Below are 24,925 nucleotides of genomic sequence, written 5' to 3' on the forward strand. Positions count from 1 at the left end.
ATAGTTACAGGCCAATATTTTGTTTCAATCCTTGGTAACTCCCTGCATTTTCAAACTCTTCATTTACAAGATTTATAAAAGTTTCCGAAAAACCATGCTGACTTAATTCTTCTATTGGCACCATTTGCACATCATGAATCGGATTATGATCAAATTCATTTGATGGTAACATAATTTCCCCTGTAATCTTTTCCAGTAAAAATGTAATATGCAATAAAGATGGGCTAGCATCTGGTTTATCACAAACATAGAGTAGCTTCTTAATTTTAACTTCTAACCCTGTTTCTTCTCTCATTTCTCGAATCATTGCTTCTTCTAACGTTTCACCGTTCTCTACCCTTCCCCCGGGTAAAGACCAATTGCGATTAGCAACCTTTTGCTTTACTAACAAAATCTTTTCATCTTCAGTTAAAATTCCCGTAACACGAACTTGGATTACACTTTCCATATGCAATCGCTCCTCTTATTATATTTACAAATTAATCCTTTCACAAAAAGAACGTATGTTTTATAATTAAAGAAAATTATGGAAGAAAGAAGTTGTTACATTCATGCGTCCACCTTTAACAAAGTCTATATCACTTGAAGATTTCCAAAACTATTATTGGTTAAAAGCAGAACTCCAAACATTTTGTCGTGAGCATGGTTTGCCAGCTAGTGGCTCTAAGATTGAAATAACCGAGCGTATCTCACATTATTTACATACTGGTAAAATATTAAAAAACAGCTCTAGTCAAAAGGTGAGTAAAGCTTCCCTCTCTTATAAAGAACTTTCTCTTCAAACGATTATTACTAACAATCACCGCTGCAGCGAAGATGTTCGTGCTTTTTTCAAAGAAAAAATCGGAGCAAACTTCCGCTTTACAGTAGCTCTTCAAAAGTTTTTTAAAGAGAATGTCGGAAAAACATATGAAGACGCGATAACGTTTTGGTATGAAGAAAACGAACGAAAAAAAGATCCTACTTATAAAACAACTATTAGCTCGCAGTTTGAATACAATCGTTTCACTCGCGACTTTTTCGAAGACCCAAATAACAAAGGGAAATCAAAAGCTGATGCGATTACTGCTTGGAATGAAATAAAAGCGAAGCCTGGTAGCAACGCTTATATTCCTCAAAGAGTAGAAAACTAGTAGCACTACTATCAAGGCCTAAATCTAAAAAACTTTAAAAGATAATTAAATATTGAATAGAAATTAGTTGTTATTCAAGTATGTAATCACCGATATTAAGCATTTATCTCTTAGTTTGAATTTATATTTGCATAAATAGGCAATTGAGAAATAGATCCCAATTGCCTATTCAATTATTTAACTATCTCTTTTTCTTTCAGGAATAAAACTAGAAAGGAAAATGGCAACAACTAATGCCAGACTGAAGTTTTCAGTAGTATCAACCTCTAAACCATTTTTCCATTGATATATAAAGGATATCAATAATAAAAGTATTGCAATTCCACCCGTATATCTTACTACTTTTCGCTTAGTTCCCGTTTCGTTGCTTTTCATATGTATCCCTCTTTCTTATTTATTAAGTAAAGTATGCTGCATTGTATCTTCAGTGCCATCAATTTTTTTGTTCATCTCATTTGCATTTGCTTAAATACTGTCTTTTTCATCCATTCTTTTTGTGATGTATGTTTCCGCTATGAGTGTTTATAAACATGATATGGCAATACTTCACGTTCATTTGAAAGGATTTTAAAATATTGATTATAACCTTTACTCTAATTCAAATGATAATTTATATTGTCTATCATATTTGTAGATCATTTTTTCTCTTGCATCAGAATAACTCCCTCCTTGCTGTTTGAGTTTCTGTACTTAAAATATACATGTTCATTTATGTTAATAACAATTAGTAAAATTCCATTAAATTTTTAGCGAATTATCAATTGTTTTAAACTTGATATTTTACTTATTTTGAAATATAGGAAAGTTTTACTCCCCTAACTAGATATTTGACGAAAGTAATGTACTTGAATGGAAGCGTTATAAACATATTAGTTTTACTAGAATTAATTTCCTATTAGATCAATACATAAGAAAGCCCACTTAAGCGTAGCTTAAGTGGGGAGTTGACTGGATATTTTCAAGTACTTTGCTGACATTTTATAGGCACGATTATCATAAAAATAGTTTCCTAGTTCAGTAGCGAGTTCACGAACTAAAGGGTATTGCTTTTTTTCTAGGCCCATTTCAATAGCTTTTTGCATATTTTTCTCATATCCATGATTATCGCCCCTTAATTTGGATATTTTCCCCTTCAGTCCATATATCTCAACATATGCGTGTGGCATATCAGAAATTGATAACATTTCTAATGCATCATCCATCAGTTTATTAACAATTTTCCAGTCTTTAGATTCTATATAAATTTCTATTAAGTTTCTTACTGCGTATATTTTTTGAGCTTGATCTGGATAGAGATTGCTAGTCTGTAAACTTTTTTCATAGTATTTAATAGAATTGGTGTAATCTTTTAATCCTTGATATATTTTCCCATAATTATATGCAATCAAAGGTAAGTACATAGGATTAGCACTAACCTCTGCTTTAATTTCTGCTTGTTTTAAAGATTCAAGAGCTTTCTCGGGTAGATTATCTTTTTGATATTGTAGTGCAATGATTATAAGAATGTTTATTACTTGATTTTCTACATTTAATTTTTCATACAATCTGTAGGCTTTTTTAGCATACAAACGACTAATCGTTTGATCTTTATAAAGACTTTGATTTGTTAGACTTAGATTATAATATATATCAGCGTGTAGCATAGTTTCATCTAGACCAAGTAAACTCTCTGTCTGCATATAAATTTCATTTGCAGTCATATAGTCTTGTTTATTAGAAAAATAATAACCTCGAGCCATTAAATAATATATAAAGTCTTGAGTATAAAGGGAGGCTACTTGATTTGGAAGTACTTGCGAAGCCTCATTTACAATCGTTGCTACATGTAATAAGTTATTATTTCGAGAATGGTAGTATATTAAAACACCATAGGCCTTTAATAATAAGAGAATAGAGTCTGTATCGCGAACATATAACTCTAAAAATGATAAGTCTTTAGAGTTTATAATATTATCATTTTTATACCTATTACATATTTCAAGAATCTTAGCTTCAATATCCTCATAATCTGCACCTACAAGAAAGTTGTAATCAATATCTAGATTTTTAGCGATTTTTTTTAAAACAGAATTTGAAGGTTTAATTTGTCCATTTTCAATTCTACTTAAATAAGTTATAGAACATACCCCTGATACTACTTCCCCTTGCGTGAATTCTTTATGTATACGTATTTGTCGAATCCGTTCACCAATGTTCATATTCCCATTCCTTTCTTCAAATAAACTGGTTTGATTATTTTAGAGCAATATAATAAGAATAACGCCTATATTACCTATCATAATATGTGTATAGTTTTATGTTCAGAGAGAGAAATGTTATTAATACTTATCTGGATGCATTTGAAATTTGTATGCTCAATTTACTAATATCAGCTTTTCCACCTTCCACCCATATTACTACATTATACCAATAATCTGAGGCTCAAGCTTACAAATTCAACCTCAGGTAACCCCAAAATATAGAATAATATTTGTTTGTTTTTTAGTTACTAATAGAGGATATTAGCTCATATATTGAACTAATTATCCTCTATTAATCATAGTACAGTTAATACCTCACTAGTCTTCTACTTTCTCAAATAATAAAGCAAGCCCTATTCCGCCCCCAATTCCTAACGTCACAATTCCGTATTTCATATGTTCCCTTTGTGCCTGATAAAACAAACGTGTTACAAGCATAGCACCAGATGCACCGTACGGATGACCGAGCGCAATTGCTCCACCATTGACATTCAATTTTTCATATGGAATTTGTAACTCCTTTGCACAAGCAACAACTTTTGAAGCGAACGCTTCATTTATTTCAAAGTAATCGATGTCCTCTACTTTCATATTCATTTCGTTTAATAATTTGTTCACCGCAAATATCGGACCAGTCCCCGGAAGATTTGGATCCACTCCAACTACAGCACTACGAACGAAACGAAGTACAGGTTTGTATCCTAATTTTCGGGCTTGCCCCTCTTCCATTACAAGAACGGCACATGCTCCATCATTTACACCGCACGAATTACCTGCCGTTACTGTACCATTTTGTAAAAATGCCGGCTTAGTTCTTTTAATCATTCTTTCATACTTCATTTCTCGTTTTATAGCCTCGTCAAAAGATCCATTAAAAGAAAGTATTTCATCTTGTATATATCTATTTTCTAATGCTTGCAGTGTCCGTTTATAACTAAGACAAGCGTATTCGTCTTGCATTTCTCGCGTTATATTATAACGCTCTGCAACATATTCAGCCGCCACTCCCATATTAGGATCTCCAATTGTTTCTGGTGAAAATCGCGCTCTATTTTGAAAAGGTGATGTACTTGTACTCTCTACTCCTCCTGCAATATAACAATTACCTGCCCCGCCTTGAATGAAATGACATGCGGTGCGAATCGCTTCCAAACCCGCACCACATTGCCGATCAATCGTTACACCAGGAATATGATAGCCAAGTCCTGCCGCTAAAGCAGATAATCTTGCAACATTCCCTCCTGGCCCCACAATATTCCCTAATATGACATCGTCTATTTCTCTCTCAATTCCTTTACTTAAAAATGTAAGAAGCGGCGTTACTAATTGCTGAACTTCATAATCTTTCAACATCCCATTCTTCTTACCAATAGGTGTCCTTTTTGCTTCTACAATAACCGCTCTATTCATATATCTTCTCCCGGTTTTCAATCATATTTTTTGCTGCAATACGAGCGATTTTCCCGCTATCTGTATACGGTAGTTCATCTACAAAATGCCATTCTTTCGGTATTTTAAAAGAGGATAATCGTTGTAAGCAAAAACTTTTTAATTGTTGCCTCGTAGCACTTCCTTTTACGATGGCGACAGGTTTTTCACCCCAGTAACTATCTTTCACACCAATTACAACTATTTCATCAACAGCTGGGTGTTCATGTAATACACTTTCTATTTCTTCTGGAAAAATATTAATTCCTCCAAATAAAATCATATTCTTCTCTCTACCGACAATATAAATAAAGCCTTCTTCATCTTCATAACCTACATCTCGTACTGTCATCCAGCCATCTTCAGTCAACTCTGGAACTAAAACCTTATCCAATATGTATCCCATAAAAAACTGATCACTATTCACATAAACAGTTCCAATCTCGCCTTTTTGTACCTCTTCTCCTGCTTCATTACATATTCGAACTTGCACATTGTGACAAGGTTTCCCTACTGAATTTGGCCTTCTATCACTCTCTTCATCAACAAGTGCTGTTACAAAACTTAGTTCCGATGCACCGTAAAATTCATATTTTCGTGCATAAGGAAATATACTCTTTATTTTTTCTTTCGCTTCAGCTTCCCATTTCGCTCCTGAAGAAATAATTTTCATTTCATTTTCTATTACTCTGTTTTCTTTATATAAAGATTCTAGCATTGTCGGAACTGTATACATGACCGAGATATGTTCCGTTTCTAACTTATCCAACACTTGATCTGGAATAAACTTTCTCATAACGTGCACCGTTTGCCCTACATATAATGCACTTATTGCGCCATATAAGAAAAGAGAATGAACGAGCGTCCCAGCTATTAAAATAGAATCTTCTTTTTTCATATGAAAGTCCTTTATATTGCAATCAAAACTATGAACCCACGATTGTTGTGCACGTAAAAATGCTTTCGCCTTCCCAGTCGATCCTGATGTAAATCCCATATAGAACGGAGCATGTTGCACATTTTCTATAGGATAATATGTAGGCAGGTAGTTCTCTATCCTACTTTTCCACTCATCAATTTCTATTACTCTTTCTTCATCCGGTAAATCATTTACCTTATATCTCTCTATCACAATCATATCCGGATTACTGATTGCAATTCTTTCTTTGAGCTCATCCTGTTTCCACTTTATATCTAATGGCACACAAACCCATCCGGCCATAGCAGCACCAGCAAATAGTTGTAAAAATTCTATACTATTCTCTAATACAATTGCTATCGTTTTATTCTTCGATTCTTTTTCATTCAACCAGTTTGCTACTTTACACACTGACTCAAACCATTCTTTATATGTTAAAATTCGATCATTTTCCTTTATCGCTATTTTATTTGATTGTATAGAGAGATGTTTTTTATATTCTTTTGTAATTCCCATATAAGTTGTCCTTTCTCTACAAAATAATAAAAAGAAACACGCAATGAACGTGTTTCTTCTCTTTCTTATCCTGCATTTGTATATTTCCCACTCTTTAGAGCAGGCGTAATAATATGTTTCAATGAACGATGTAATTTCGTTACAAGAATCGCTGCTATAATCGCTTTTATGCAATCACCTGGTAAAAATACCGCACTTACTTTCATCGTCTGCCATATAGAAACATCCATAAAGAAAGCTTGTACAATAATACCAAATACATAAACTACGAAAATACCACCAATTATATTAATACATAATACCTTTATTATAGAAACTTCACGTAAACGCTCAATTAAATAACCAATGACAAACGCTCCAACGATATAACCGAGTAAATATCCTGCGCTTGGCCCAACAAATACGCCTGGACCACCGCGTCCACCAGCAAGTAATGGTGCTCCGACTCCAACTATAAGTAAGAAAATAAGCTGACTTAACGCACCAAGACGTGATCCTAACAATCCACCAGCAAGCATAACACCGAGTGATTGTAATGTAATCGGAACTGGTGTAATAGCAAGAGCAATTGGAGGTATTAACCCTAACACTCCCATAATAGAACTAAATAAAGCGACGAAAACTAAGTTTTTTGTATTCATATTTGCTTCTCCTATTTGTAAACTTAAAATGATTTTTAGATAACATATTATAGGAGTTATATTATCTTTCTATTTAGTCTTTGTCAACTTATTTTAAATATAGGTTTACAAATATTTTTTCAATTATTTCTCTTTATGCAAATGCTCAAGTTCTTTCCGAAGCGCCTGTTTTAAAAACTTCCCAACAGATGTTTTCGGAATTTCCTGCATAAATACAATATCGTCTGGTAACCACCACTTCGCAAACTGTGGTTTTAAAAATTCATATAGTTCTTCTTTTGTAACAGTGCTATTTGCCTTTTGTACAACGCAGGCAACTGGACGCTCTTGCCACTGCGGGTGTGGAACTGCAACAACGGCCGCTTCAAATATAGCATCATGTGCCATTAAAGCATTTTCAAGATCCACTGAAGAAATCCATTCTCCCCCGCTTTTAATAACATCTTTCGTACGATCAACAATTTTCACGCAGCCTTCCTCATCAACTGTAACAACATCACCAGTATATAACCAACCGTCTCGGAATCCTTCGACAGTACGATCATCGTTATAATAGCTTTCAGCGATCCAAGGTGCTCGTAAACATAACTCTCCCATCTCAGTACCATCCCACTTTACTTCACCGTTTGTACCGACTACTTTCATCTCTACACCAGGGACAAGATATCCTTGTTTTGAGCGGATTTCTAATTGCTCTTCATATGATAATTCTGTTTCATAACTTTTTAAACGTGCAAGTGTTACGAGTGGGCTTGTTTCAGTCATACCATATGCATGTACGAAAGGAACATTATATTTTTGCTCAAATGCTTTAATAACGCTTTTCGGTGCAGCAGCACCACCGCATAATATTCTCGTTATACTAGATAAATCGTAACTATTATTTTCTAATTCTTGTAATACACCGAGCCAAATTGTCGGCACACCTGCTGCTATCGTTACTTTTTCAGCTTGAATCATCTCTAATAAAATTTTTGGAGTAAACATTGGTCCTGGCAGAACTTGTTTAGTTCCAAACCAAGTAGCTGCAAAAGGAAGCCCCCAAGCGTTCACATGGAACATCGGTACAATTGCCATCGCCGCATCACTTTCCGATAAAGCAGCTGTATCCGCTAAACCGAGTGCCATACAATGCAATACAGTACTACGATGCGTATATACAACACCTTTTGGGTTTCCTGTAGTCGCTGACGTATAACACATACCAGCAGGTGTATTTTCATCAATATCTTTTACAAATTGGAAAGTTGGATCGCCTTCTTCTAATAGCTTTTCATAATGATATACAGGTTCTAGCGTAGTATTTGGAAGTTCATCTTTATCAGTCATAATAATGTAGGCTTGTACAGTCGATAATTGTGATTGAATATTTTCAACGAGTGGTACGAGATCTTCATCTATAAGTAGAATGCGATCTTCTGCGTGCTGAATAATGTATGAAATATGTTGAGGGGATAAACGAATATTAATTGTGTGCAAAACAGAAGCAATACCAGGAATAGCAAAATATGCTTCCACATGTCGATGATGATTCCACGCTAACGTTCCTATACGCTCGCCTTCTTTAATTCCTAATTTTTTTAACGCACTAGAAAGCCTTCTCGTCCTTTCACCTAACTGCTTATACGTTAACGTCGTAACTGTATCGTGTGTCCGTGAAACAATTTCTTTCTTTGAAAACAGTTTTTCTGCTCTTTCCATCATAGAACTAATTGTTAGCGGTACATTCATCATCATATTGGTTATATCCCCCTTTAAAGCGTTTTCATTTTTGTTTATTATAACAGACTTCTACAAATAATCACGACATTTTTCTGTATTTTCTGAATTATTTCTTTGGAAATAATTCAGAACGATAAAAAACATGTTTTGAATACATTGATTCAAAACATGTTTTTTATTTTTTATAAACTATCTAGCTTTTTTCTTACTTTCTTTTTCATTTTAAAAATAAAACGATTACTGTATTCCTTATTTTCTACTAAAATTCGATACATCTCCCACACTCCTACAACACGAACAAAAAGATAGACTCCAATTGCAATAAGTACAACACAGTACGGATAATACTGCACTAATTCTCCTGAAGTGATATGTTTTTCCTCAAACAAAAACGGTATTGCACCTGCGGCTATAAAACAAAATCCAACAATCATCACTGCAGCATACTTCTTCTTAAGAATCACATATCTTTTTGTCAATTCTTTTAGAAAGTTTTGATCAAATAGTAGTTCTTCCTTTTTCAATACATTGTATCGACTCTCTTCTATCGTTGCAGGTACCATCATTGCTCCAATTCCAAGGACAGCAATAATTATGACAAGAAATGTAGACATTGTTGCATTTTCTTTAAATAATAAATACGGTATTGTCGATAAAATGAGCAAACTAAACCCTAACGCTATATATTTTGAAATCTTTTGCCCATACACTATATACCCTTCTGCCATTTCCTGACTTACATAATAGCCATCCCCATTTTCATTACTTTGCTCTGCAGTTTCTTTTAATAAATAGTCGAGTGATACTTCAAATACATTTCCAATCATTATTAACTTTTCAGTTTCAGGAAAACCTTGACCGTTTTCCCATTTACTAACCGCTTGCCTTGTTGTGTTTAATTTTTCAGCTAATGCTTCTTGAGAAAGGCCCTTTTCCTTTCTTAATTTAAAAAGCTTTTCACCAAATCCCATATGTGTGTCCCCCTTTGTTTTCTTACCTAAATTGTATGTAAACATTGCCCTTAACTCTATCTTCCTGTGGTTGCACTTTGTCAACTTACGGTTGCAATTGTGTTATATAGCGGTTTTCTATACGATTTAGCTAGTTTTCTTCTATGATTATGGCGTTAATAAAACACCCTCTCCCAATAACCAATTATAACAATTAAAGGTAATTACTGTTACAAAAAAAAAAAAAAAAACAAAAACTCCCTTATTCATTTAAAGGAGTTTTCGATATGAAGTATTCCAATAAGGGTTAATTTGTCTTCCCCATATTGATTCACAATTTCTTCTATACATTTTTGTATGTCATATAGCGACAGTATATGTTGTCATCTCCTTATATAAGGCATACTCATATATATGTAAAATATTACTCCTATTAACTTCCCTAATAAAAACACTTCTCAATAATCATAACGGCTTCTGCTTAAACTTTTCATAATGTCGTACTTTTAATAAAAGGATATTTCCGCAATCTATACAAATATAAGCATCTACTGGAGATGATGTGAACATCGTCTCCTTTTTCCGTATTTGTGCATAACCGACAAACTCACCTTCTCCTATGTTATGAGAACCACAATTAGAGCATGTCTGCACGTCTTTCTGTTTCATGAGAGCACCACCTTTAATCTGTTTCCACTCCCTTCGACAGTTCACTTCCATTTCCCTTCCAAAAAACCTCTTATTCTCTTACATTTCAACAGGAATCTCAGAACAAACATCGTATATGTACTATGAAATATATTTATTGACGGAGGAATAGTATGAGTACAATTATGACACTCAATACAGCTCAAGAAATTGAAAACGCAGAAATACATATGCTCTCTTCTAGACTAAAAGCACTACAAGCGCTAGCTGAAAATCCAATGCAAGTACAAATGAAAAAGTTCGGGAGTGCCACTGCCTTTTCATCAAAAATAATTGCTGGTCCTGCTTTTAACACAGTAAAAGGCGTTACCTTTACAAATACAGATGAGATAGATGAAATCATCTCTTATTATCAATCGCTACAAATCCCTTGTCGTTTTGAAATTACACCCGCTCAAGGTACAGCTGAATTATTTCAATACTTATCTCAAAAAGGATTTTACCAATCCAGCTTCCATACCGCTTTATACAGTATACCGAGAGAAGATTCGCCCCTTCTTCCTTCTCATATTTCAGTACGCCACCTGAAAGAAAATGAGTTTGATACGTTTGCCGACATATATGTACGTGGATTTAATATGCCATCCTTTACAAAAGATGGCGTGCGCCAAAATAACGAAATTCTCTACAATAAACACGGCTGGCATTTTTTCATAGCCGAAGTTCAAAACGCTCCTGCTAGTATAGGAGTTCTCTATATAAATAACGGTGTTGCTTCATTAGCTGCTTCTGCTACTTTGCCAGAATTTCAGCGCAAAGGCTGTCATACTGCCTTAATTCAAAAACGAATAGAAAAAGCCCTAGCGAAAAACTGTCATTTAATAGTCGGACAAGCAAGGTTCGGTAGCGGCAGTCAAAATAATATGGAACGTGCCCATATGAAAATTGCTTATACAAAATCAATATGGACTGCAAAAGACATATAATTAACATTCTTTCTCCTTCCATTACAATCTTATACATTCTATGACAATTCCTTTTCTATCCTATTAATCATTTGAATATTCAAACTAGATTTGTTACGCTATTACTAGATACATCATTCAACTTGCAACATGAAAAGAGAATTCTAATCAAACTACAAGGAGGAGAAATGTATGAGTAAGCATGAACACGGTTTAAAAGAAAAAGTAGAAGGTGCTATTGATAAAGTAAAAGGTGAAGTGAAAGAAGTTGTCGGGAGAGTAACTGACAATAAAAAATTACAAGCTGAAGGAAAATGGGATAAAGTGAAAGGCACTGCTAAAGATACGGTTGGTAATGTAAAAGAGAAAGTACATGAATATAAAGAGCATAAAGAGAATAAATAAAAAAGAACTAGGATGTATGGTTGTGCAAGTAGTAAGTTACTAGATTTGAGAAAAGAGAGTTTGTATTTTATATTTGCCTATAAAATCATTTTAAAACGACAAAAAGATGCCTCAAGGCATCTTTTTGTCTATAAACAACTATTTTACATCCTACTTTGTGAAATTTGGTTTTAGGTCACCTGTATACGGTTCATGCTCAACAAAGATTTTTATATCTTTTCCATTCGCATCTTTCCCGATTCTTGTGTACGTAAATTTCTCTTTATTTAATTCTGTAAGTTCAAGGACCGCACCATATTTATTATTTCCTAACGAAACGTGAGCTCTTATTTTATTACCATGTACAACATCGAAGAAACCATAATCCCCACGACTTACCCCTGTGTTCACATTAAAAAACTCATATTTATTTGTATTTTTATCATATTTTGCTAGACTGATTAAGTTTGAGTTGTATTTTGTTACATTATTACCCTGTTCGTCTAATACCACCGTTCCGTTCCATAGTGTACTAGATAAAATTTCATCTCCATCAACGTCTGTAACTATTTTCCCTGTCGAGCTTTCTAAATTTTTATCAGGTTGCGTGAAAGAAAGTTCTTTTTCATGGTAAGGAACATGTTCAACAAACACTTCTACATCGTTCCCTTTTGCATCTTTCCCCATTCTTTTATATGTAAATTTCTCCTTATCTAATTGCGTTAATTCAACAACTGCTTGATAATTCTGTGTTTCAGAAATTAACACTCTTTTCTTTCCATCATTCGTTATAAAAAAGATACCGCTATTATTACGACTTTCTCCTGTACTTGCATTAAAAAATTCATACCTTGCAGTTTTAGCATCATATTTTGCAAGCCCGATGAAATTTTGATTTTCTTTCGTTACATCATTATGATCTTTGTCATAGACTTTTGTCCCTTTCCAATTTGTTTCACCAAGTATGCTAGCTAGTAGTTGCCCTTTCGTTTGTTGAGTTTGCTCAGTTCCTTGTATTGCATTGTATAAAAATTGTGCATACTGTTCACGCGTCACATCCACACTTGGAGCAAATTTCCCTCCTCCTACTCCTTTTGCAATATTATTTGTTTGAACAGCACTAATTGCATTTCTTGCCCATGAGTTCGTTGCAACGTCATTAAACGTGTGATCACTCTTTGCCTTTAAATGAAAAGCATTTGTAAGAACTTGTGCCATTTCTGCACGTGTTAAGGATGCCTTCGGTCTAAAGTTCCCATGCTCGTCACCCGTAAAAACGCCCATCTCTGTTAAAGACAAAATTTCCTTTATATAGCTTGTCGACTCTTCGCTTACGTCCCCATATGGGTTCTCATAATTTTTGTTTTCTGCCATATTAAAATAACGATACATTAAAGCTGCAACTTGTTCGCGTGTTACGTTATCGCCAAAACCAAATCTCCCATCATCATAGCCAAAAATGATTTTCTCACCTGTTAATTGCTGAATCGCCTCATATGCCCAATGCCCCTTTGGAACATCTTTGAATACACCAGTATGATTCGTTTTTGATGTAACCTCTTCTGCTTTCACCTCTCCATTCGTTTCACTTAATAGACTTCCACCTAAAACTGCTGATATGATACATGTTTTTAAAATTGTTTTATTCATAGCTTCCCAATCCCTTCCTTCATTTAACAAAGAATTACACCACTTATCTTCCAAAAGAAGATTCTATGTGAGCAATTCATGTTTTTAAATTTTGATTACAGCTAATTGGTTACACCTCCAAAGTTCTTTTTCGTAGTATCCATAGCTGTTATATATAGGAATTATAAATACCAACTATAAATTGCCCATAAATAAATTATTAAAAAAAGATAAAATTAAGATAATATATTTTTAATCTCAATCTAAAAAAACGTTATTCTTTCTCATCTAGCTTGTTAAGAAAGGATAACGTTTTTAGTTCTAGGGTTCTTTTTGACAAAAAAAGAGAAACTTTATTTTATATGCCCAAGAACAACTTCACGGCCTTTTCCAAACAGAACATCGGAAAAAGCCGTGGCATAATACTTATTTTATAATTGACGGAATACGGCTAAAATGGCTCTTTTTACTTCCCTTCACTCTTCTCTAACACATACAGATCTTCTTCAATATTAGATAATTTCTCTGTTACAAGCTTTCTAGCATCTCCAATTGCTTGATTGTATGCAAATGGTCCTACTAATTTAATCATTTCTTCTATTAAACGCTCTGCTTGGAAACGTCCAATTTCATCTAAATCTTCTTCAACGAAAAATTGCTGAATTTGTGCTACTAGCTCTTCTTTTTTATCATTTGGTATTTTTATATTCATCATCATTTCTTACTCCTCTATATTTAAGATAGTACGTTTCTTAACTCTACCATAGAAAAACGATTGCCAGGACAACTTTTTGTAACTCCTTCTAGCTCCCTATGACCGAGTATATTTTCTTCCTTTATAGCAAACTGCTTCATAAACATTTTACATAAAGAATACAATGCATTCATTTGTGCAGAAGTTGGATCATATTTATCAAAATTACCCGTCATGCATATTCCAATTGTATCTCTATTATTATCTTTCGCATGTGCTCCAATATGTAAACCTCGTCCTTCAACTACAGTTCCATCTTCTTCAATAAAATAGTTGTAACCGATCCCGCTCCACCCTCTTACTTTTTGATGAAATTCATGTGTTTTATACACATCCCAGCCATCTTCGGATGTGTGGTGGATAATCAGTTTATTTACTTTTTCTAAAGGAACTAATTCATCTTGAAATGTTAAATTAACACATTTAATTTCCATTTGAATATCCTCCCTTACAAATCAATGATCATCATTGTTTTATCATCTGGTCTTATTCTCTTTTCCCCTTCTAGCTCTTCAATAATTGCTACATATTCATTTATACTATTCTTTCTTATATATGCAACAGTTTGTTCAAGTGGCCAATCTGGATGGAATAACCCGTCTGAACAAATAAAAATCCCGCTCACTTCATCTATATGTAATTCCCCATGTTGTAAATAATGTATCGCTTCTTTCATTCCATTTGCAACGGAATACCCACCCTGCATATTTGCAAGATAACGATTGTATTTTAACTGTTCTTTCACATCTTGAAAAACATGTTCTTCTGGTACAGATACCCCCTTTTTACGATCTTCTTCTCTCTTCTTTTTTGCTCGTTTACTAATTCCTTCGACTGTGTCTTTCGTTAATACTTGCATCGTTCCATTTTGAAGTATTGCGACAATCATACAGTCCCCTAACTGTGCATATTCAATTTTCTCACCAACTATTTGAACGGCCGCAATACATGTACACCACAAATGTTCTTTCTTTCTCGTGTCTACTTCATATTCTAACATTTTGCTTTGCAATGCTTCATTTGCTTTTGCAACGGCAACTTGTAAACTATGAGTTTCTCGTAATGAAGTAAAATAACTTGCAAATAAATGCGAAGCGATGTATGCTCCATTATGTCCCTTTTCATCACGAAACGGGACGAGCGGTGTTGCACCATCACATACACCATACATCTTTTTTTCTTCATTACAAAAATAAGAATCCTCACATTCTTGCTTCAACGGGCTTTTCTGTTGATACGTTTTTATCCTCATATCTGTATCCCCTTTCAAATGAAAAAATACTCGAATTCTTTTGATTAATCTAATTTTCCGAAATAAACTGTTTTTACCCAAAACTTTCAATATCATATATAATCTTGAAATAATATGAATTTTTTAGTGAAGGACGGGAAAGAGATGGTCAGATTTCTTGGTGTTATTATCGGTTCTATTATTATTGCGATTGCATTTAATCTTTTCCTTATCCCCCACAAAATATTAAGTAGTGGAATTGGCGGAATTGCTATTATTTTAGGGATTGTGACTCCTGTAAACACAGGTATTATTAACTTTGTATTAAACTTACCTATCCTTATTTTAGGATACATAGGTCTTGGAAAAAAAGTAATTTTTAACACTGTTATCTCTGTTATTGTATTATCTGTTGCATTATACTACGTTCCAGTAAAAGTCGTAGCAACAGACCCACTTTTATCATCTATTTTTGGTGGTGTCATTGCCGGAGCTGGTATCGGTCTTGTTTTTAACTGTAATGGATCAACTGGTGGATTTGATATTATCGGTATGTTGTTGTCTCGCAAAAGAGATATTAAACTGGGCGGATTCCTTATTATTTTAAATGCAGTCGTTGTAATAATTGCAGGATTCTTCTTCACTTGGGATGTTGCTCTTACAAGCTTACTTTCAATTTATGTAACTGGTAAAGTGATCGATGCTATTCATACGAAACATCGAAAGGTTACACTTATGATTGTAACAAATGAAGCAGAAAAAATGAAAAAACAACTTCTTTCAACTGTTGTACGTGGAATTACATTACTTGATGGCGAAGGTGCTTATTCTAGCGAAAAGAAACGTGTACTTATGACCGTTGTTTCTCGTGAAGAATTGGCAAGTATGAAATTAACAATTTCTGAAATTGACCCTCATGCATTCGTTAACATTACCGAAACTGTTGAAGTATTAGGGTTGTTTAGAAAAGGTTAAAAAACTAGGTGGATTTCCACCTAGTTTTTATTTTCCATAAATTCAATTCGATTTCCGAACGGATCTGACACATAAAATCTAATTACATCTGGCCGTGCATGATCATCTATTACTTCAATATCTTTCTTTATTAACTCTTGTTTAAATTCATCAATTTTTAAAACATAAAAAGCCGGATGCGCTTTTTTAGCTGGATTGTAGTTTTGCTCAACTCCGATATGAATCTCTTGATTTCCACACTTAAACCAACATCCACCACGCTTCTTTAGTTCCTCTGGCTTCGGTATTTCCTCCATACCAATTTTATTACTATAAAACTCTCGTGCTTCTTCTTCACACCCTACAGGCGCAGCTACTTGTACATGATCGATACCTTGAATATAATTTCTCATTTTCTCTCCCCCTCTTCTACCCTAATATTATAAGGAAAGCCTTCTCCTGTAACTTACAAATGATTTATAAAACAATATAAGCTTCCCTTATTACCACCCTATACGCACTTTTACAAAATAAAGAAAACAAAATTTATTATATAACTTCCATTTTTTATAGAAATACACATTACATCTATATTATAGTTATGAATAGACAAATCTTTTTAGATGCTATTTGTACGGAGGAACTATTATGAGTCGTAAAAAATATTCATCAACTCAAAGAAAACGTCATCCGAACATTTCTAGACGTTTTCGAAACCATATACAAGATCGTTCATTAACAGAAATGTACGCATCTCTGTTTGAACACAATCCTGATAGTATTATTTCATTAAATTTAGAGGGAGTTATTCTACATATAAATCCTTCTGCCGAAAGAATATTAGGTTACACTTCTTTAGAATTAGAACAGAAAAATATTACCTCTATTTTAGAAGCTCATATTTCTGAGCAAGTATTACAAAATATAAAGAATACTGAAGCAGATAATCAACAAGAGTATATCTTATCTATTTATCATAAAAGTGGATTCTTATTAGACGTCGTGACAAAACTAGTTCCTATTTTTGTCCAAAATCGTCTAACTGGCGTATATACTATTATGAAGCCTCTTGAAAAATCAGAAAGAATTGAGAATATGCTAAAAGAAAGTGAGAAGAGGTTACGTACATTAGTGAACTCCATGCCTGCGTTTGTTATATTTAAGGATCATGAAGGGCGCTGGCTTGAGGCAAATGACTACGCACTTTCTTGTTTCAATTTCCATCATGTACCTTACCATGGGAAAAAAGATAGTGAACTCATTCAATATAACGAAGCGTACCGAGAGGCTTTTTTACATTGTGAAGAAGTCGACGAACTAGCATGGCAACAAAGACAAATTCTTCATGGTGAGGAATTTATTATTCATAGAGATGATTTCGATCTAATCTTAAGTATATCGAAAGTTCCACTTTATCATCCTGACGGCTCCCGTAAAGGTCTTATCGTAATGGGAAGAGACGTTACCGAGCTAAAAGAAACGGAAAAGTTATTACGAAAATCAGAAAAGCTTGCCGTAGTCGGACAACTGACAGCTGGAATTGCCCATGAAATTCGAAATCCACTCACTTCTCTAAAAGGTTTTCTAACATTGCTACTCCCTGAAATAAATGAGGAGCAGAAATGGTATATCGATGTTATGTTAAGTGAGATTTCACAGATGGAATCTATCACAAGTCAATTTATGGCGATGTCTAAACCACAAGTATTATCTATCCAAACTTGTAACATACAAAATTTAATTGAAGAGGTAGTTACATTTATTTTACCAACTGCTATTATGCATAGTGTTCATATCATTATGGATCATTTTGATTACAAACATGATATTCAATGTGATGGTAACCAATTAAAACAAGTTTTTATAAATATATTAAAAAATGCTATAGAAGCGATGCCAAATGGCGGAAATATTTACATCCAAACAAAACCATTGGATGATGCCTTTATTTTAATACGAATTATCGATGAAGGTTGTGGTATCCCAGAAGATCGTATCTCTCGTCTAGGCGAACCATTTTACAGTTTAAAAGAAAAGGGAACAGGACTAGGATTAATGATGTGTTACAAAATAATTGAGGAACATCATGGTAAATTACACATTTCAAGCGAATTAAATAAAGGTACGATCGTTGACATTCAATTACCGCTTTCTTCATCTCATCTTGCAATTCAGCCGTAAATAAAAAAAGAAGCATCTGCTAATGATGAGCAGATGCTTCTTTTTTATTTGTTTTTATAATACTGTATTGCCATACCATTCTTTTGCTTTTTCTACTTCACCCATTGTTAATTGATGCCCTCTATTTTCCCAATGCATTGTTACATTAGCATTTGCATTTTCTAATAGTACCTTCAATTCCTCTGACTCTGCTGATGAACAAATCGGATCATTTGTCCCAGCAGCAATAAACACAGATTTTTCTGCTAAATTAGGTAATTGCATTCCTCTTCTAGGCACCATTGGGTGATGAAGCACAGCACCTTTTAACGCATTTTCATAATGGAATAATAAGCTTGCCGCAATGTTTGCTCCATTTGAATAACCGATAGCAACAATGTTGTTTCTATCAAATTCATATGTTTTTGCAGCTTCATCTAAAAACTCATTTAATTCCTTCGTACGGAAAATCAAGTCCTCTTCATCAAAAATACCTTCTGCTAATCGGCGGAAGAAACGCGGCATCCCATTCTCTAACACATTTCCCCTAACGCTTAATACCGAAGCTTCCGGATCAATTATTTCTGCAAGTGGTAATAAATCTAATTCATTACCTCCTGTGCCATGAAGTAATAATAACACTGGTTTTGACGTATCTTTTCCTTTTTGAAAAACATGTTTCATCATAATCCTTTTCCCCTTTCAATCACTTTAATCTAAATTTCTCACTTCAAATGGTAAAAGTGTTTGTTCAATCTGTTTTCTATGTTGTTCATATTGTTCCGGTAACTTTAATTCCTCACCCATCGTCTCTAACGATTCATCATGAGCGAAACCAGGGGGATCTGTTGCAATTTCAAATAAAATTTCACCGTGTTCTCTAAAATAAATTGCGTTAAAATAATTTCGATCTTGTACAGGAGTTACGTGGTATCCAAAACGGGACACATGCTCTTTCCAGTCTAGCTGATCAGCATCGTCACTCGCTCTCCAAGCAATATGATGCACTGTACCAACACCCATTTGGCCACGACCAATTGTCGATAACCTCAAATCGATAATATTTCCAATATCAGCAGAAGAACGGAATCGAATAAATTCACCCTCTTCTCCAATTTTCTCAAGCCCCATAACATGCTCTAACAATTCAGCAGTTTTTTGAGGTTGTGCCGATAAAAGAACAGCACCGCCAAATCCTTTAATTGCTACTTCTGGCGTAACTTCTCCAAAAGTCCAATTATTTAATTCACCCTCTTCTCTTTCTACTAATTCTATATGCAAACCATGTGGATCATCAAATTCTAAATACTGCTCTCCAAATCGAGTCATTTTTGTATACGAAACATCGAATTTTTCTAATCTATTTTCCCAAAACTCCATTGCCCCTTTTGGTACAACATAAGAAGTGATTCCCACTTGACCGTCACCAATAACTCCTTGACGAGCACCTGCCCATGGGAAAAACGTAATGATTGTTCCTGGTTTTCCTCCTTCATTACCGAAATAAAGATGGTACGTACCTGGATCATCAAAATTCACTGTTTGTTTTACTAAACGTAAACCTAATACACCAGCATAAAAATCTACATTTTCTTGTGGATGTCCTACGATTGCTGTAATATGATGTATCCCCATTGTTTTCTTTTCCATTTCGTCCACTCCTTTTTTATCTCATTTTAACAATTGCTTTACATTAAAATTCATTATTCATTTTGTCCATACTGCAAAGTAAAATCCGTCATGATAATTTTATCTCGAATTCGAGATATTAATTATAAAATTATACTCTAGCATCTAAACTATTAAAATTATCTCGAATTCAAGATAATACTTAAAAAATATTTGTTCAATCTATTATCATGATAAATCTTGATTTGGAATGATATTTATCTCGAACTCAATATTTATTATAAGTTACTTACTTTTTATTGTCAATAAGTGACTTACTTCATTTCAAATTAAAAAAAGCCATACAAATGTATGACTGTTAACTTATTGACATCTCAATTTTCTCTTTCCCTGCATATACTTTACGAAATTTCATATAGCAGCCAATACGCCAAGGTACTATATAACAAACCGCAAGGGTGTAGAAAAGAATGCCGATTGACTTTGGATCTAAACCTTGTAAATGTCTTCTAAAATAAGCACGTAAAAGGACAATAATTAAAAATGTAGCAATAAAAGCAATACTTTTTTTCGCATAAATTTGACCATCTTCTCTCACTTCATATCCAGTTAAAATAATAAGTGGAATTGATAATAACAGTCCAATCCCAGCAGCTACCCCAATTTGCCAATCAGCAAGTTGTATCGGTGCCGCATATAAAGAAAAACCTGGTAATAAAAGGAATAATGGAAATAATAGTCGTCTTCCTTTATTTTTAATTGGTCGATTCATAGAACGCATACGCCCAAATATAACGAGCCCTATGACAAGTAAAAAAATTGTTATACTGTACGAACCTTGATCCAAATGAATCTCTCCCTAAAAATAGTCATTTTTAAAACCTTTCCCATTATACTCTTAATGTTTTCTAAAGAATATGATTATTCCTTCAAAAATTTTACATATAAAATATATTTTTAGGTTTTATTTATTATAGGAAACAATTCCGAAAGAGGCACCACCCGCCCTACCTCATCTTTAAACACAATATGCTCTCTCGTTAAATGACGCGGGCTCTTTACTCCCGCTGCTGCCGCAAGCGAGAACAAACTATATCTCATACTAACAACATAATTCATTACTCGCCATTTCTTCTCATACGGATCTAGCGCTTTTTGATAGTGCGGATTCGTCGTGGCAACTCCAGATGGACATTGCCCTGAATTACATTGAAGCGCCATAATACAGCCACTTGCCATCATAAATCCACGCGCTGAATTTACAGCATCTGCACCAATAGCTAAAGCAATTGCCACTTTATCTGGTGTAATTAATTTCCCCGAGGCAAAAACTTTGAATTTGTCCCGGACACCGTAATGATTCGCTGTATCAATACATGTCAGTAACGCTGGAATAAGCGGCATCCCCATACTATCTGCCATCGATTTATACGTTGCACCTGATCCACCTTCTGAACCATCAACTGTAATGAAATCTGGATAAATATTTAACTCTTTCATCGATTTGAATAAATCTTCCAACGGCTCCTGCTGTCCAATTACAATTTTCATACCGACTGGTTTGCCGCTGCTTTCTTGCAAATGTTGAATAAAATAAAGTACATCTACTGCATTCTTTAAAAATGGAAATCGATTCGGTGAATTAATCGTTTCTCCTTCTCGCACATTCCGAACAGAAGCAATTTTCTCATTTACTTTTTGTCCCTCCAGATGACCACCACGTATTTTCGCACCTTGCCCAAATTTCAATTCGAATGCTTTAATATTACTTTCTTTCGCTTTCTCCATAAATTTCTTCATTGAAAACTTACCATCCTCATCACGATATCCAAATAATCCTGGACCAATTTGCGCAACGATATTTGCACCGGTATGTAAATGTTCCGGTATTACACCACCTTCCCCCGTATTAATCCACGAACCGCCAGCCATCTTCGCGCCAAATCCACTTGCCAAAATATAATTTTCGCCAATCGCACCGTAAGAAGTTGCTGATGCGCCAAACATGCCATACAGTTTCCACGGATATTTGCGGTTTTCACCGACGATAATTGCATCGTCTTCTTCGTATAACCAAAGATTCGTTGTATCCGCTGTCAATTTTTCTCTTCGTGAAAATAACCCTTCCTTATGAATCACATACTTTTTCCCTTCACGTTCTTTCGTTACATTCACACTTAATTCATCTGTTAATTTCGGAAATAATGTATTAGCGATATAATATCCAGATGCATCAAAATCTCGTTTTGATCCAAAACCGAGTATTTCTGAACGGTATTTTGCTAGAAACATTACACTTTGAAAATCATAACGTGAAAAGGGCTTTCCATCCGTATCATGATCAAACCAATATTGCCTAAATTCCGGTCCTATCTTTTCAAGTAAATAACGCATCCTTCCTAAGTATGGATGTAACTTTAATATAGAATGATGCGTCCGTTTTTTAATAAAAAATGTAATAATAAAAAAAATGATTAATAGTAACATCAATAAGAGCAATATACTAATAATAACGAGTAGCGTTTCACTCATCCCGCTTCCTCCTATGAAAATCCATAATAAAAGGAGAACACCTGATGTGTTCTCCTTTTATCTTTATTCAAATTAATGTAGCAAGATGCTCTTTCGCATCATATTCAACTAAACTTTCAGCATTTTTAATTCGATGAACAAAATCTGGATTAGCTATTAAAGGTCTTCCGAATGCCACTACATCAATTGTTCCTTCTTGCAACGCTTCTTCAGCCTCTTTCGGATTTAAATTCCCTACTCCTACAATCGTACCCTCCCAATATTTTCTTACTAATTGATGAAAATTCTTTCCGTCAGCAATAACTGCCGTATAATTCATCGTTGAAGGGTGAATCATCGTTAATCCAACTTCGTTGAACATATTTACAAACATTTCAATTGCAAGTTCAGGGTTTTCCCACATATAAGTTGGATTATCACCTTTGAAAGCAGAGAAACGAAGAAGTGTTTTATCAGCCCCAACAGCTTCTATTACAGCCTCCGTTACTTCTTTCATAAACGTTAACCTTTTCTTTAAATCTCCGCCGTATTTATCAGTACGCTTATTTGCGAACTCATAAGTATATTGATCGATTAAATATCCGTGTGCCCCATGAATTTCTACTCCATCAAATCCAGCTTCGATCGCGTTTTTCGCAGCTTGTGCGTATTGACCAATCACCTCTTGTATTTCTTCTAACGTCATTGCTTCTGGCGTGTCGAACGGTTTACGAAAACGCGGAACATTTCCCTCTGCAGCGATAGCAGACGGTGCTTGTGGCATTTGCCCACCAATTATTTCGTGATGACTCATACGGCCAACATGCCATATTTGAGCAATAATCGTTCCGCCTTCTTTATGTACTGCTTCTGTAACAGGCTTCCACGAATCGATTTGTTCTTGCGTATAAATTCCTGGCACTCCCGGATTACCTTTTGCTCTTGGGCTAATGACGATTCCCTCTGTAATAATTAATCCAACTCCATCAGCTGCACGCTTTCTATAGTACTCAACTACATCAGTACCAACGACTCCCGTTTCATGATTTGCGAAACATCTCGTCATCGGTGCCATTGCTATGCGATTACGAAGAGACCAAGATCCAATTTGAATCGGATTAAACAACTTTATTTCTTCAATATTTCCAAAAGATCCCCAAGCGTTTATATTTGTTCCTTCATAAATACTTGCTGCTTTATTATTTGAACTTGTCATTTTTCTTCCCCCTAAAAAAATTCTTACTATAATCGCATCATACTTACTTTTAGATAGTAACGTCAATTTATACGCTTTAAACACAAAACATTCGAATATCAAACAAATAGAATGCTATAAATAAACTAAAAAAGGTTTCCTTAGTAGGAAACCTTTTTTAGTTGACCATATATGGGTATCAATTTCTTTATCTCTTTTATATAAAGAATTATTATCTCTTCACATATAAAAAATCCCTTATCAATAGAAGTGGAAATGGTTGAGTATTCTTCTAAAAATAATAACTTATAAACCTAAAACAATGAAAGCCCTACCTCTCTTTCATCCTTACGGCTCCTCGTCCGTGCCAGTGTGAATCAGGATTGCAAAAATCAAGTAACTATTCTATCGAAGTATTTAATTAAACTTCGAACATTCATAAAGAATTAAAAAATAAAAATGGATTTGATTGTAGTAATAACAAAAGAGGTTAATGCTCTAAAAGTGGTTTGAAAGAGTTGAATGTCTTTGAAATGATTAATTTTCTATAATTATGTTCCCAAAAAATTCAAAACCTTTTTTGGGATCTAATACATTATTTGTAATGAATCTTAACAAAAGCTTTTTATTTGACTTTCTGTGATACCTTCAATTAATCCCAGTTCACTAATCAAAAATTCGTGTGCGTTATCTAACATTTTCTTTTCGCTTGCATTAAGTGCTTTTTCTTTCTGCATACGTAATAAATCACGTACAACTTCAGCACCTTCTTGTATTTTACCCGTCTTTATTTTATCAGTGTTCAATTTATACCTTTGTTTCCACGTAAGTAATCTATCAGATTCTCCATGTTGAAAAATATCCAATATGTGTGCTATTGCCGTTATATCCGTGACTGGTCGTATATTTGAGCTCAATATTCTCCCTGCCGGAATCATTACTTCCATATTACTACCCGACATTTTTATAACATAATACTGTTGTTTTTCTCCTGCGATTTCCTTCTCTTCTACGGCTTTAATTATACCTGCTCCGTGCATAGGATAAACAATGTTATCGCCAATTTGAAACAAATAATCCACCTCCATATATGGTAACCTTCTCAATCTTAACACACAATCGCTTTTTTAGCAAAATTTTTATTTTATCATAAAATTATTTTTCATGTCAATCCTTTCGAACTAAGAAAATAAATTTGTGAAATATCACTGAAAACCCGCAATCTTATTAACTTTTCCACACATATATACATTCTAACTTTACCTTCTCTTTTTACATAAAAACACATTACTACTTATAAGTAGTAATGTGTTTTT

25 protein-coding genes are annotated in these 24,925 nt (G+C 34.2%); 5 read left to right on the top strand and 20 right to left on the bottom strand.

The genetic code is table 11. The features are described from left to right. Positions 1 to 4 precede the first annotated feature (4 nt). Positions 5 to 448, bottom strand: a complete 444-nt coding sequence (locus tag J0835_RS17615) for an NUDIX hydrolase (RefSeq protein WP_087981505.1) — start codon at positions 446 to 448, stop codon at positions 5 to 7. Positions 449 to 551: 103 nt separating this feature from the next. Here J0835_RS17615 and J0835_RS17620 point away from each other — a divergent pair, with 103 nt between their 5' ends. Then, positions 552 to 1,133, top strand: a complete 582-nt coding sequence (locus J0835_RS17620; RefSeq protein ID WP_087981506.1) for a DUF6434 domain-containing protein — start codon at positions 552 to 554, stop codon at positions 1,131 to 1,133. Between the two features lie 177 nt (positions 1,134 to 1,310). Here the strand turns inward: J0835_RS17620 and J0835_RS17625 are convergent, their stop codons facing one another. The 8 genes from J0835_RS17625 to J0835_RS17660 all read right to left on the bottom strand — a co-directional run bounded on the left by J0835_RS17625 (position 1,311) and on the right by J0835_RS17660 (position 10,218). Further along, a complete protein-coding gene (locus J0835_RS17625; RefSeq protein ID WP_000840055.1) occupies positions 1,311 to 1,508 on the bottom strand; it encodes a hypothetical protein in 198 nt (65 codons plus the stop codon). 557 nt (positions 1,509 to 2,065) lie between these two features. After that, positions 2,066 to 3,331, bottom strand: coding sequence for a helix-turn-helix domain-containing protein (locus tag J0835_RS17630; RefSeq protein WP_087981507.1), 1,266 nt, complete (start codon positions 3,329 to 3,331; stop codon positions 2,066 to 2,068). A 360-nt stretch (positions 3,332 to 3,691) separates the two neighbouring features. Then, a complete protein-coding gene (locus J0835_RS17635; RefSeq protein ID WP_087981508.1) occupies positions 3,692 to 4,783 on the bottom strand; it encodes an acetyl-CoA C-acyltransferase in 1,092 nt (363 codons plus the stop codon). Beyond that, positions 4,776 to 6,236 carry an acyl-CoA synthetase gene (locus J0835_RS17640; protein ID WP_087981509.1) on the bottom strand — a complete coding sequence of 487 codons (1,461 nt, stop codon included), beginning with the start codon at positions 6,234 to 6,236 and terminating at the stop codon, positions 4,776 to 4,778. Before J0835_RS17640 ends, J0835_RS17635 begins: the two co-directional genes overlap by 8 nt. A gap of 65 nt (positions 6,237 to 6,301) precedes the next feature. Then, complete coding sequence (locus tag J0835_RS17645) at positions 6,302 to 6,877, bottom strand: biotin transporter BioY (RefSeq protein ID WP_001093321.1); 576 nt, start codon at positions 6,875 to 6,877, stop codon at positions 6,302 to 6,304. 123 nt (positions 6,878 to 7,000) lie between these two features. Then, positions 7,001 to 8,614, bottom strand: a complete 1,614-nt coding sequence (locus J0835_RS17650; RefSeq protein WP_048562572.1) for a long-chain fatty acid--CoA ligase — start codon at positions 8,612 to 8,614, stop codon at positions 7,001 to 7,003. Between the two features lie 167 nt (positions 8,615 to 8,781). Beyond that, on the bottom strand, positions 8,782 to 9,570 hold the full coding sequence (locus tag J0835_RS17655) for a helix-turn-helix domain-containing protein (protein ID WP_087981510.1): 789 nt from the start codon (positions 9,568 to 9,570) through the stop codon (positions 8,782 to 8,784). A gap of 444 nt (positions 9,571 to 10,014) precedes the next feature. After that, positions 10,015 to 10,218 carry a hypothetical protein gene (locus tag J0835_RS17660; RefSeq protein ID WP_087981511.1) on the bottom strand — a complete coding sequence of 68 codons (204 nt, stop codon included), beginning with the start codon at positions 10,216 to 10,218 and terminating at the stop codon, positions 10,015 to 10,017. 152 nt (positions 10,219 to 10,370) lie between these two features. On the opposite strand from J0835_RS17660, the gene J0835_RS17665 reads away from it, so the two are divergent. Both J0835_RS17665 and J0835_RS17670 read left to right on the top strand, forming a co-directional pair. Then, on the top strand, positions 10,371 to 11,183 hold the full coding sequence (locus J0835_RS17665) for a GNAT family N-acetyltransferase (protein WP_087981512.1): 813 nt from the start codon (positions 10,371 to 10,373) through the stop codon (positions 11,181 to 11,183). 171 nt (positions 11,184 to 11,354) lie between these two features. Continuing rightward, positions 11,355 to 11,567 (top strand): CsbD family protein, encoded by a 213-nt coding sequence (locus J0835_RS17670; RefSeq protein ID WP_087981513.1) that lies wholly within the window; start codon positions 11,355 to 11,357, stop codon positions 11,565 to 11,567. A 150-nt stretch (positions 11,568 to 11,717) separates the two neighbouring features. Here J0835_RS17670 and J0835_RS17675 read toward each other — a convergent pair whose 3' ends face one another. The 4 genes from J0835_RS17675 to J0835_RS17690 form a co-directional block, all read right to left on the bottom strand. Then, positions 11,718 to 13,196 (bottom strand): DUF4822 domain-containing protein, encoded by a 1,479-nt coding sequence (locus J0835_RS17675; RefSeq protein ID WP_140386855.1) that lies wholly within the window; start codon positions 13,194 to 13,196, stop codon positions 11,718 to 11,720. Between the two features lie 445 nt (positions 13,197 to 13,641). Continuing rightward, a complete protein-coding gene (locus J0835_RS17680; protein WP_001983516.1) occupies positions 13,642 to 13,893 on the bottom strand; it encodes a DUF2164 domain-containing protein in 252 nt (83 codons plus the stop codon). Positions 13,894 to 13,910: 17 nt separating this feature from the next. Then, entirely contained in the window at positions 13,911 to 14,363 is a 453-nt protein-coding gene (locus J0835_RS17685) for a peptidoglycan recognition protein family protein (protein WP_087981515.1), read from the bottom strand. Positions 14,364 to 14,377: 14 nt separating this feature from the next. Next, positions 14,378 to 15,181 carry a protein phosphatase 2C domain-containing protein gene (locus tag J0835_RS17690; RefSeq protein WP_087981516.1) on the bottom strand — a complete coding sequence of 268 codons (804 nt, stop codon included), beginning with the start codon at positions 15,179 to 15,181 and terminating at the stop codon, positions 14,378 to 14,380. 144 nt (positions 15,182 to 15,325) lie between these two features. Between J0835_RS17690 and J0835_RS17695 the strand changes: the two genes are divergently transcribed. Beyond that, positions 15,326 to 16,135, top strand: coding sequence for a YitT family protein (locus J0835_RS17695; RefSeq protein ID WP_000251342.1), 810 nt, complete (start codon positions 15,326 to 15,328; stop codon positions 16,133 to 16,135). 20 nt (positions 16,136 to 16,155) lie between these two features. On the opposite strand, the gene J0835_RS17700 is transcribed toward J0835_RS17695, so the two are convergent. Beyond that, a complete protein-coding gene (locus J0835_RS17700; RefSeq protein ID WP_333728153.1) occupies positions 16,156 to 16,527 on the bottom strand; it encodes a VOC family protein in 372 nt (123 codons plus the stop codon). Positions 16,528 to 16,762: 235 nt separating this feature from the next. On the opposite strand from J0835_RS17700, the gene J0835_RS17705 reads away from it, so the two are divergent. Next, positions 16,763 to 18,295, top strand: a complete 1,533-nt coding sequence (locus J0835_RS17705; RefSeq protein WP_087981518.1) for a BA3702 family sensor histidine kinase — start codon at positions 16,763 to 16,765, stop codon at positions 18,293 to 18,295. Between the two features lie 54 nt (positions 18,296 to 18,349). Here J0835_RS17705 and J0835_RS17710 read toward each other — a convergent pair whose 3' ends face one another. The 6 genes from J0835_RS17710 to J0835_RS17735 all read right to left on the bottom strand — a co-directional run bounded on the left by J0835_RS17710 (position 18,350) and on the right by J0835_RS17735 (position 24,682). Further along, positions 18,350 to 18,961 (bottom strand): alpha/beta hydrolase, encoded by a 612-nt coding sequence (locus J0835_RS17710; protein WP_087981519.1) that lies wholly within the window; start codon positions 18,959 to 18,961, stop codon positions 18,350 to 18,352. A gap of 24 nt (positions 18,962 to 18,985) precedes the next feature. Next, a complete protein-coding gene (locus J0835_RS17715) occupies positions 18,986 to 19,924 on the bottom strand; it encodes a ring-cleaving dioxygenase (protein ID WP_087981520.1) in 939 nt (312 codons plus the stop codon). A 337-nt stretch (positions 19,925 to 20,261) separates the two neighbouring features. Further along, positions 20,262 to 20,750, bottom strand: a complete 489-nt coding sequence (locus J0835_RS17720) for a cytochrome c biogenesis protein CcdC (RefSeq protein WP_087981521.1) — start codon at positions 20,748 to 20,750, stop codon at positions 20,262 to 20,264. Positions 20,751 to 20,860: 110 nt separating this feature from the next. After that, on the bottom strand, positions 20,861 to 22,435 hold the full coding sequence (locus J0835_RS17725) for an FMN-binding glutamate synthase family protein (RefSeq protein ID WP_087981522.1): 1,575 nt from the start codon (positions 22,433 to 22,435) through the stop codon (positions 20,861 to 20,863). Between the two features lie 67 nt (positions 22,436 to 22,502). Beyond that, complete coding sequence (locus J0835_RS17730) at positions 22,503 to 23,630, bottom strand: alkene reductase (protein WP_144537678.1); 1,128 nt, start codon at positions 23,628 to 23,630, stop codon at positions 22,503 to 22,505. A 590-nt stretch (positions 23,631 to 24,220) separates the two neighbouring features. Next, a complete protein-coding gene (locus J0835_RS17735; RefSeq protein WP_176225740.1) occupies positions 24,221 to 24,682 on the bottom strand; it encodes a CarD family transcriptional regulator in 462 nt (153 codons plus the stop codon). Positions 24,683 to 24,925 lie beyond the last annotated feature (243 nt).

Source organism: Bacillus cereus group sp. Sample62 (assembly GCF_036851315.1).
Classification (GTDB): Bacteria; Bacillota; Bacilli; order Bacillales; family Bacillaceae_G; genus Bacillus_A; species Bacillus_A wiedmannii.

Excerpts from the sequence above, each read along its gene's own strand:
- J0835_RS17695 (WP_000251342.1), top strand. The coding sequence starts at position 15,326 with ATGGTCAGATTTCTTGGTGTTATTATCGGTTCTATTATTATTGCGATT.
- J0835_RS17670 (WP_087981513.1), top strand. The coding sequence starts at position 11,355 with ATGAGTAAGCATGAACACGGTTTAAAAGAAAAAGTAGAAGGTGCTATT.
- J0835_RS17655 (WP_087981510.1), bottom strand. The coding sequence starts at position 9,570 with ATGGGATTTGGTGAAAAGCTTTTTAAATTAAGAAAGGAAAAGGGCCTT.
- J0835_RS17715 (WP_087981520.1), bottom strand. The coding sequence starts at position 19,924 with ATGGAAAAGAAAACAATGGGGATACATCATATTACAGCAATCGTAGGA.
- J0835_RS17665 (WP_087981512.1), top strand. The coding sequence starts at position 10,371 with ATGAGTACAATTATGACACTCAATACAGCTCAAGAAATTGAAAACGCA.
- J0835_RS17690 (WP_087981516.1), bottom strand. The coding sequence starts at position 15,181 with ATGAGGATAAAAACGTATCAACAGAAAAGCCCGTTGAAGCAAGAATGT.
- J0835_RS17700 (WP_333728153.1), bottom strand. The coding sequence starts at position 16,527 with ATGAGAAATTATATTCAAGGTATCGATCATGTACAAGTAGCTGCGCCT.
- J0835_RS17725 (WP_087981522.1), bottom strand. The coding sequence starts at position 22,435 with ATGAGTGAAACGCTACTCGTTATTATTAGTATATTGCTCTTATTGATG.
- J0835_RS17625 (WP_000840055.1), bottom strand. The coding sequence starts at position 1,508 with ATGAAAAGCAACGAAACGGGAACTAAGCGAAAAGTAGTAAGATATACG.
- J0835_RS17620 (WP_087981506.1), top strand. The coding sequence starts at position 552 with ATGCGTCCACCTTTAACAAAGTCTATATCACTTGAAGATTTCCAAAAC.
- J0835_RS17705 (WP_087981518.1), top strand. The coding sequence starts at position 16,763 with ATGAGTCGTAAAAAATATTCATCAACTCAAAGAAAACGTCATCCGAAC.
- J0835_RS17635 (WP_087981508.1), bottom strand. The coding sequence starts at position 4,783 with ATGAATAGAGCGGTTATTGTAGAAGCAAAAAGGACACCTATTGGTAAG.
- J0835_RS17650 (WP_048562572.1), bottom strand. The coding sequence starts at position 8,614 with ATGATGATGAATGTACCGCTAACAATTAGTTCTATGATGGAAAGAGCA.
- J0835_RS17660 (WP_087981511.1), bottom strand. The coding sequence starts at position 10,218 with ATGAAACAGAAAGACGTGCAGACATGCTCTAATTGTGGTTCTCATAAC.
- J0835_RS17645 (WP_001093321.1), bottom strand. The coding sequence starts at position 6,877 with ATGAATACAAAAAACTTAGTTTTCGTCGCTTTATTTAGTTCTATTATG.
- J0835_RS17685 (WP_087981515.1), bottom strand. The coding sequence starts at position 14,363 with ATGGAAATTAAATGTGTTAATTTAACATTTCAAGATGAATTAGTTCCT.
- J0835_RS17640 (WP_087981509.1), bottom strand. The coding sequence starts at position 6,236 with ATGGGAATTACAAAAGAATATAAAAAACATCTCTCTATACAATCAAAT.
- J0835_RS17710 (WP_087981519.1), bottom strand. The coding sequence starts at position 18,961 with ATGATGAAACATGTTTTTCAAAAAGGAAAAGATACGTCAAAACCAGTG.
- J0835_RS17615 (WP_087981505.1), bottom strand. The coding sequence starts at position 448 with ATGGAAAGTGTAATCCAAGTTCGTGTTACGGGAATTTTAACTGAAGAT.
- J0835_RS17680 (WP_001983516.1), bottom strand. The coding sequence starts at position 13,893 with ATGATGATGAATATAAAAATACCAAATGATAAAAAAGAAGAGCTAGTA.
- J0835_RS17630 (WP_087981507.1), bottom strand. The coding sequence starts at position 3,331 with ATGAACATTGGTGAACGGATTCGACAAATACGTATACATAAAGAATTC.
- J0835_RS17675 (WP_140386855.1), bottom strand. The coding sequence starts at position 13,196 with ATGAATAAAACAATTTTAAAAACATGTATCATATCAGCAGTTTTAGGT.
- J0835_RS17730 (WP_144537678.1), bottom strand. The coding sequence starts at position 23,630 with ATGACAAGTTCAAATAATAAAGCAGCAAGTATTTATGAAGGAACAAAT.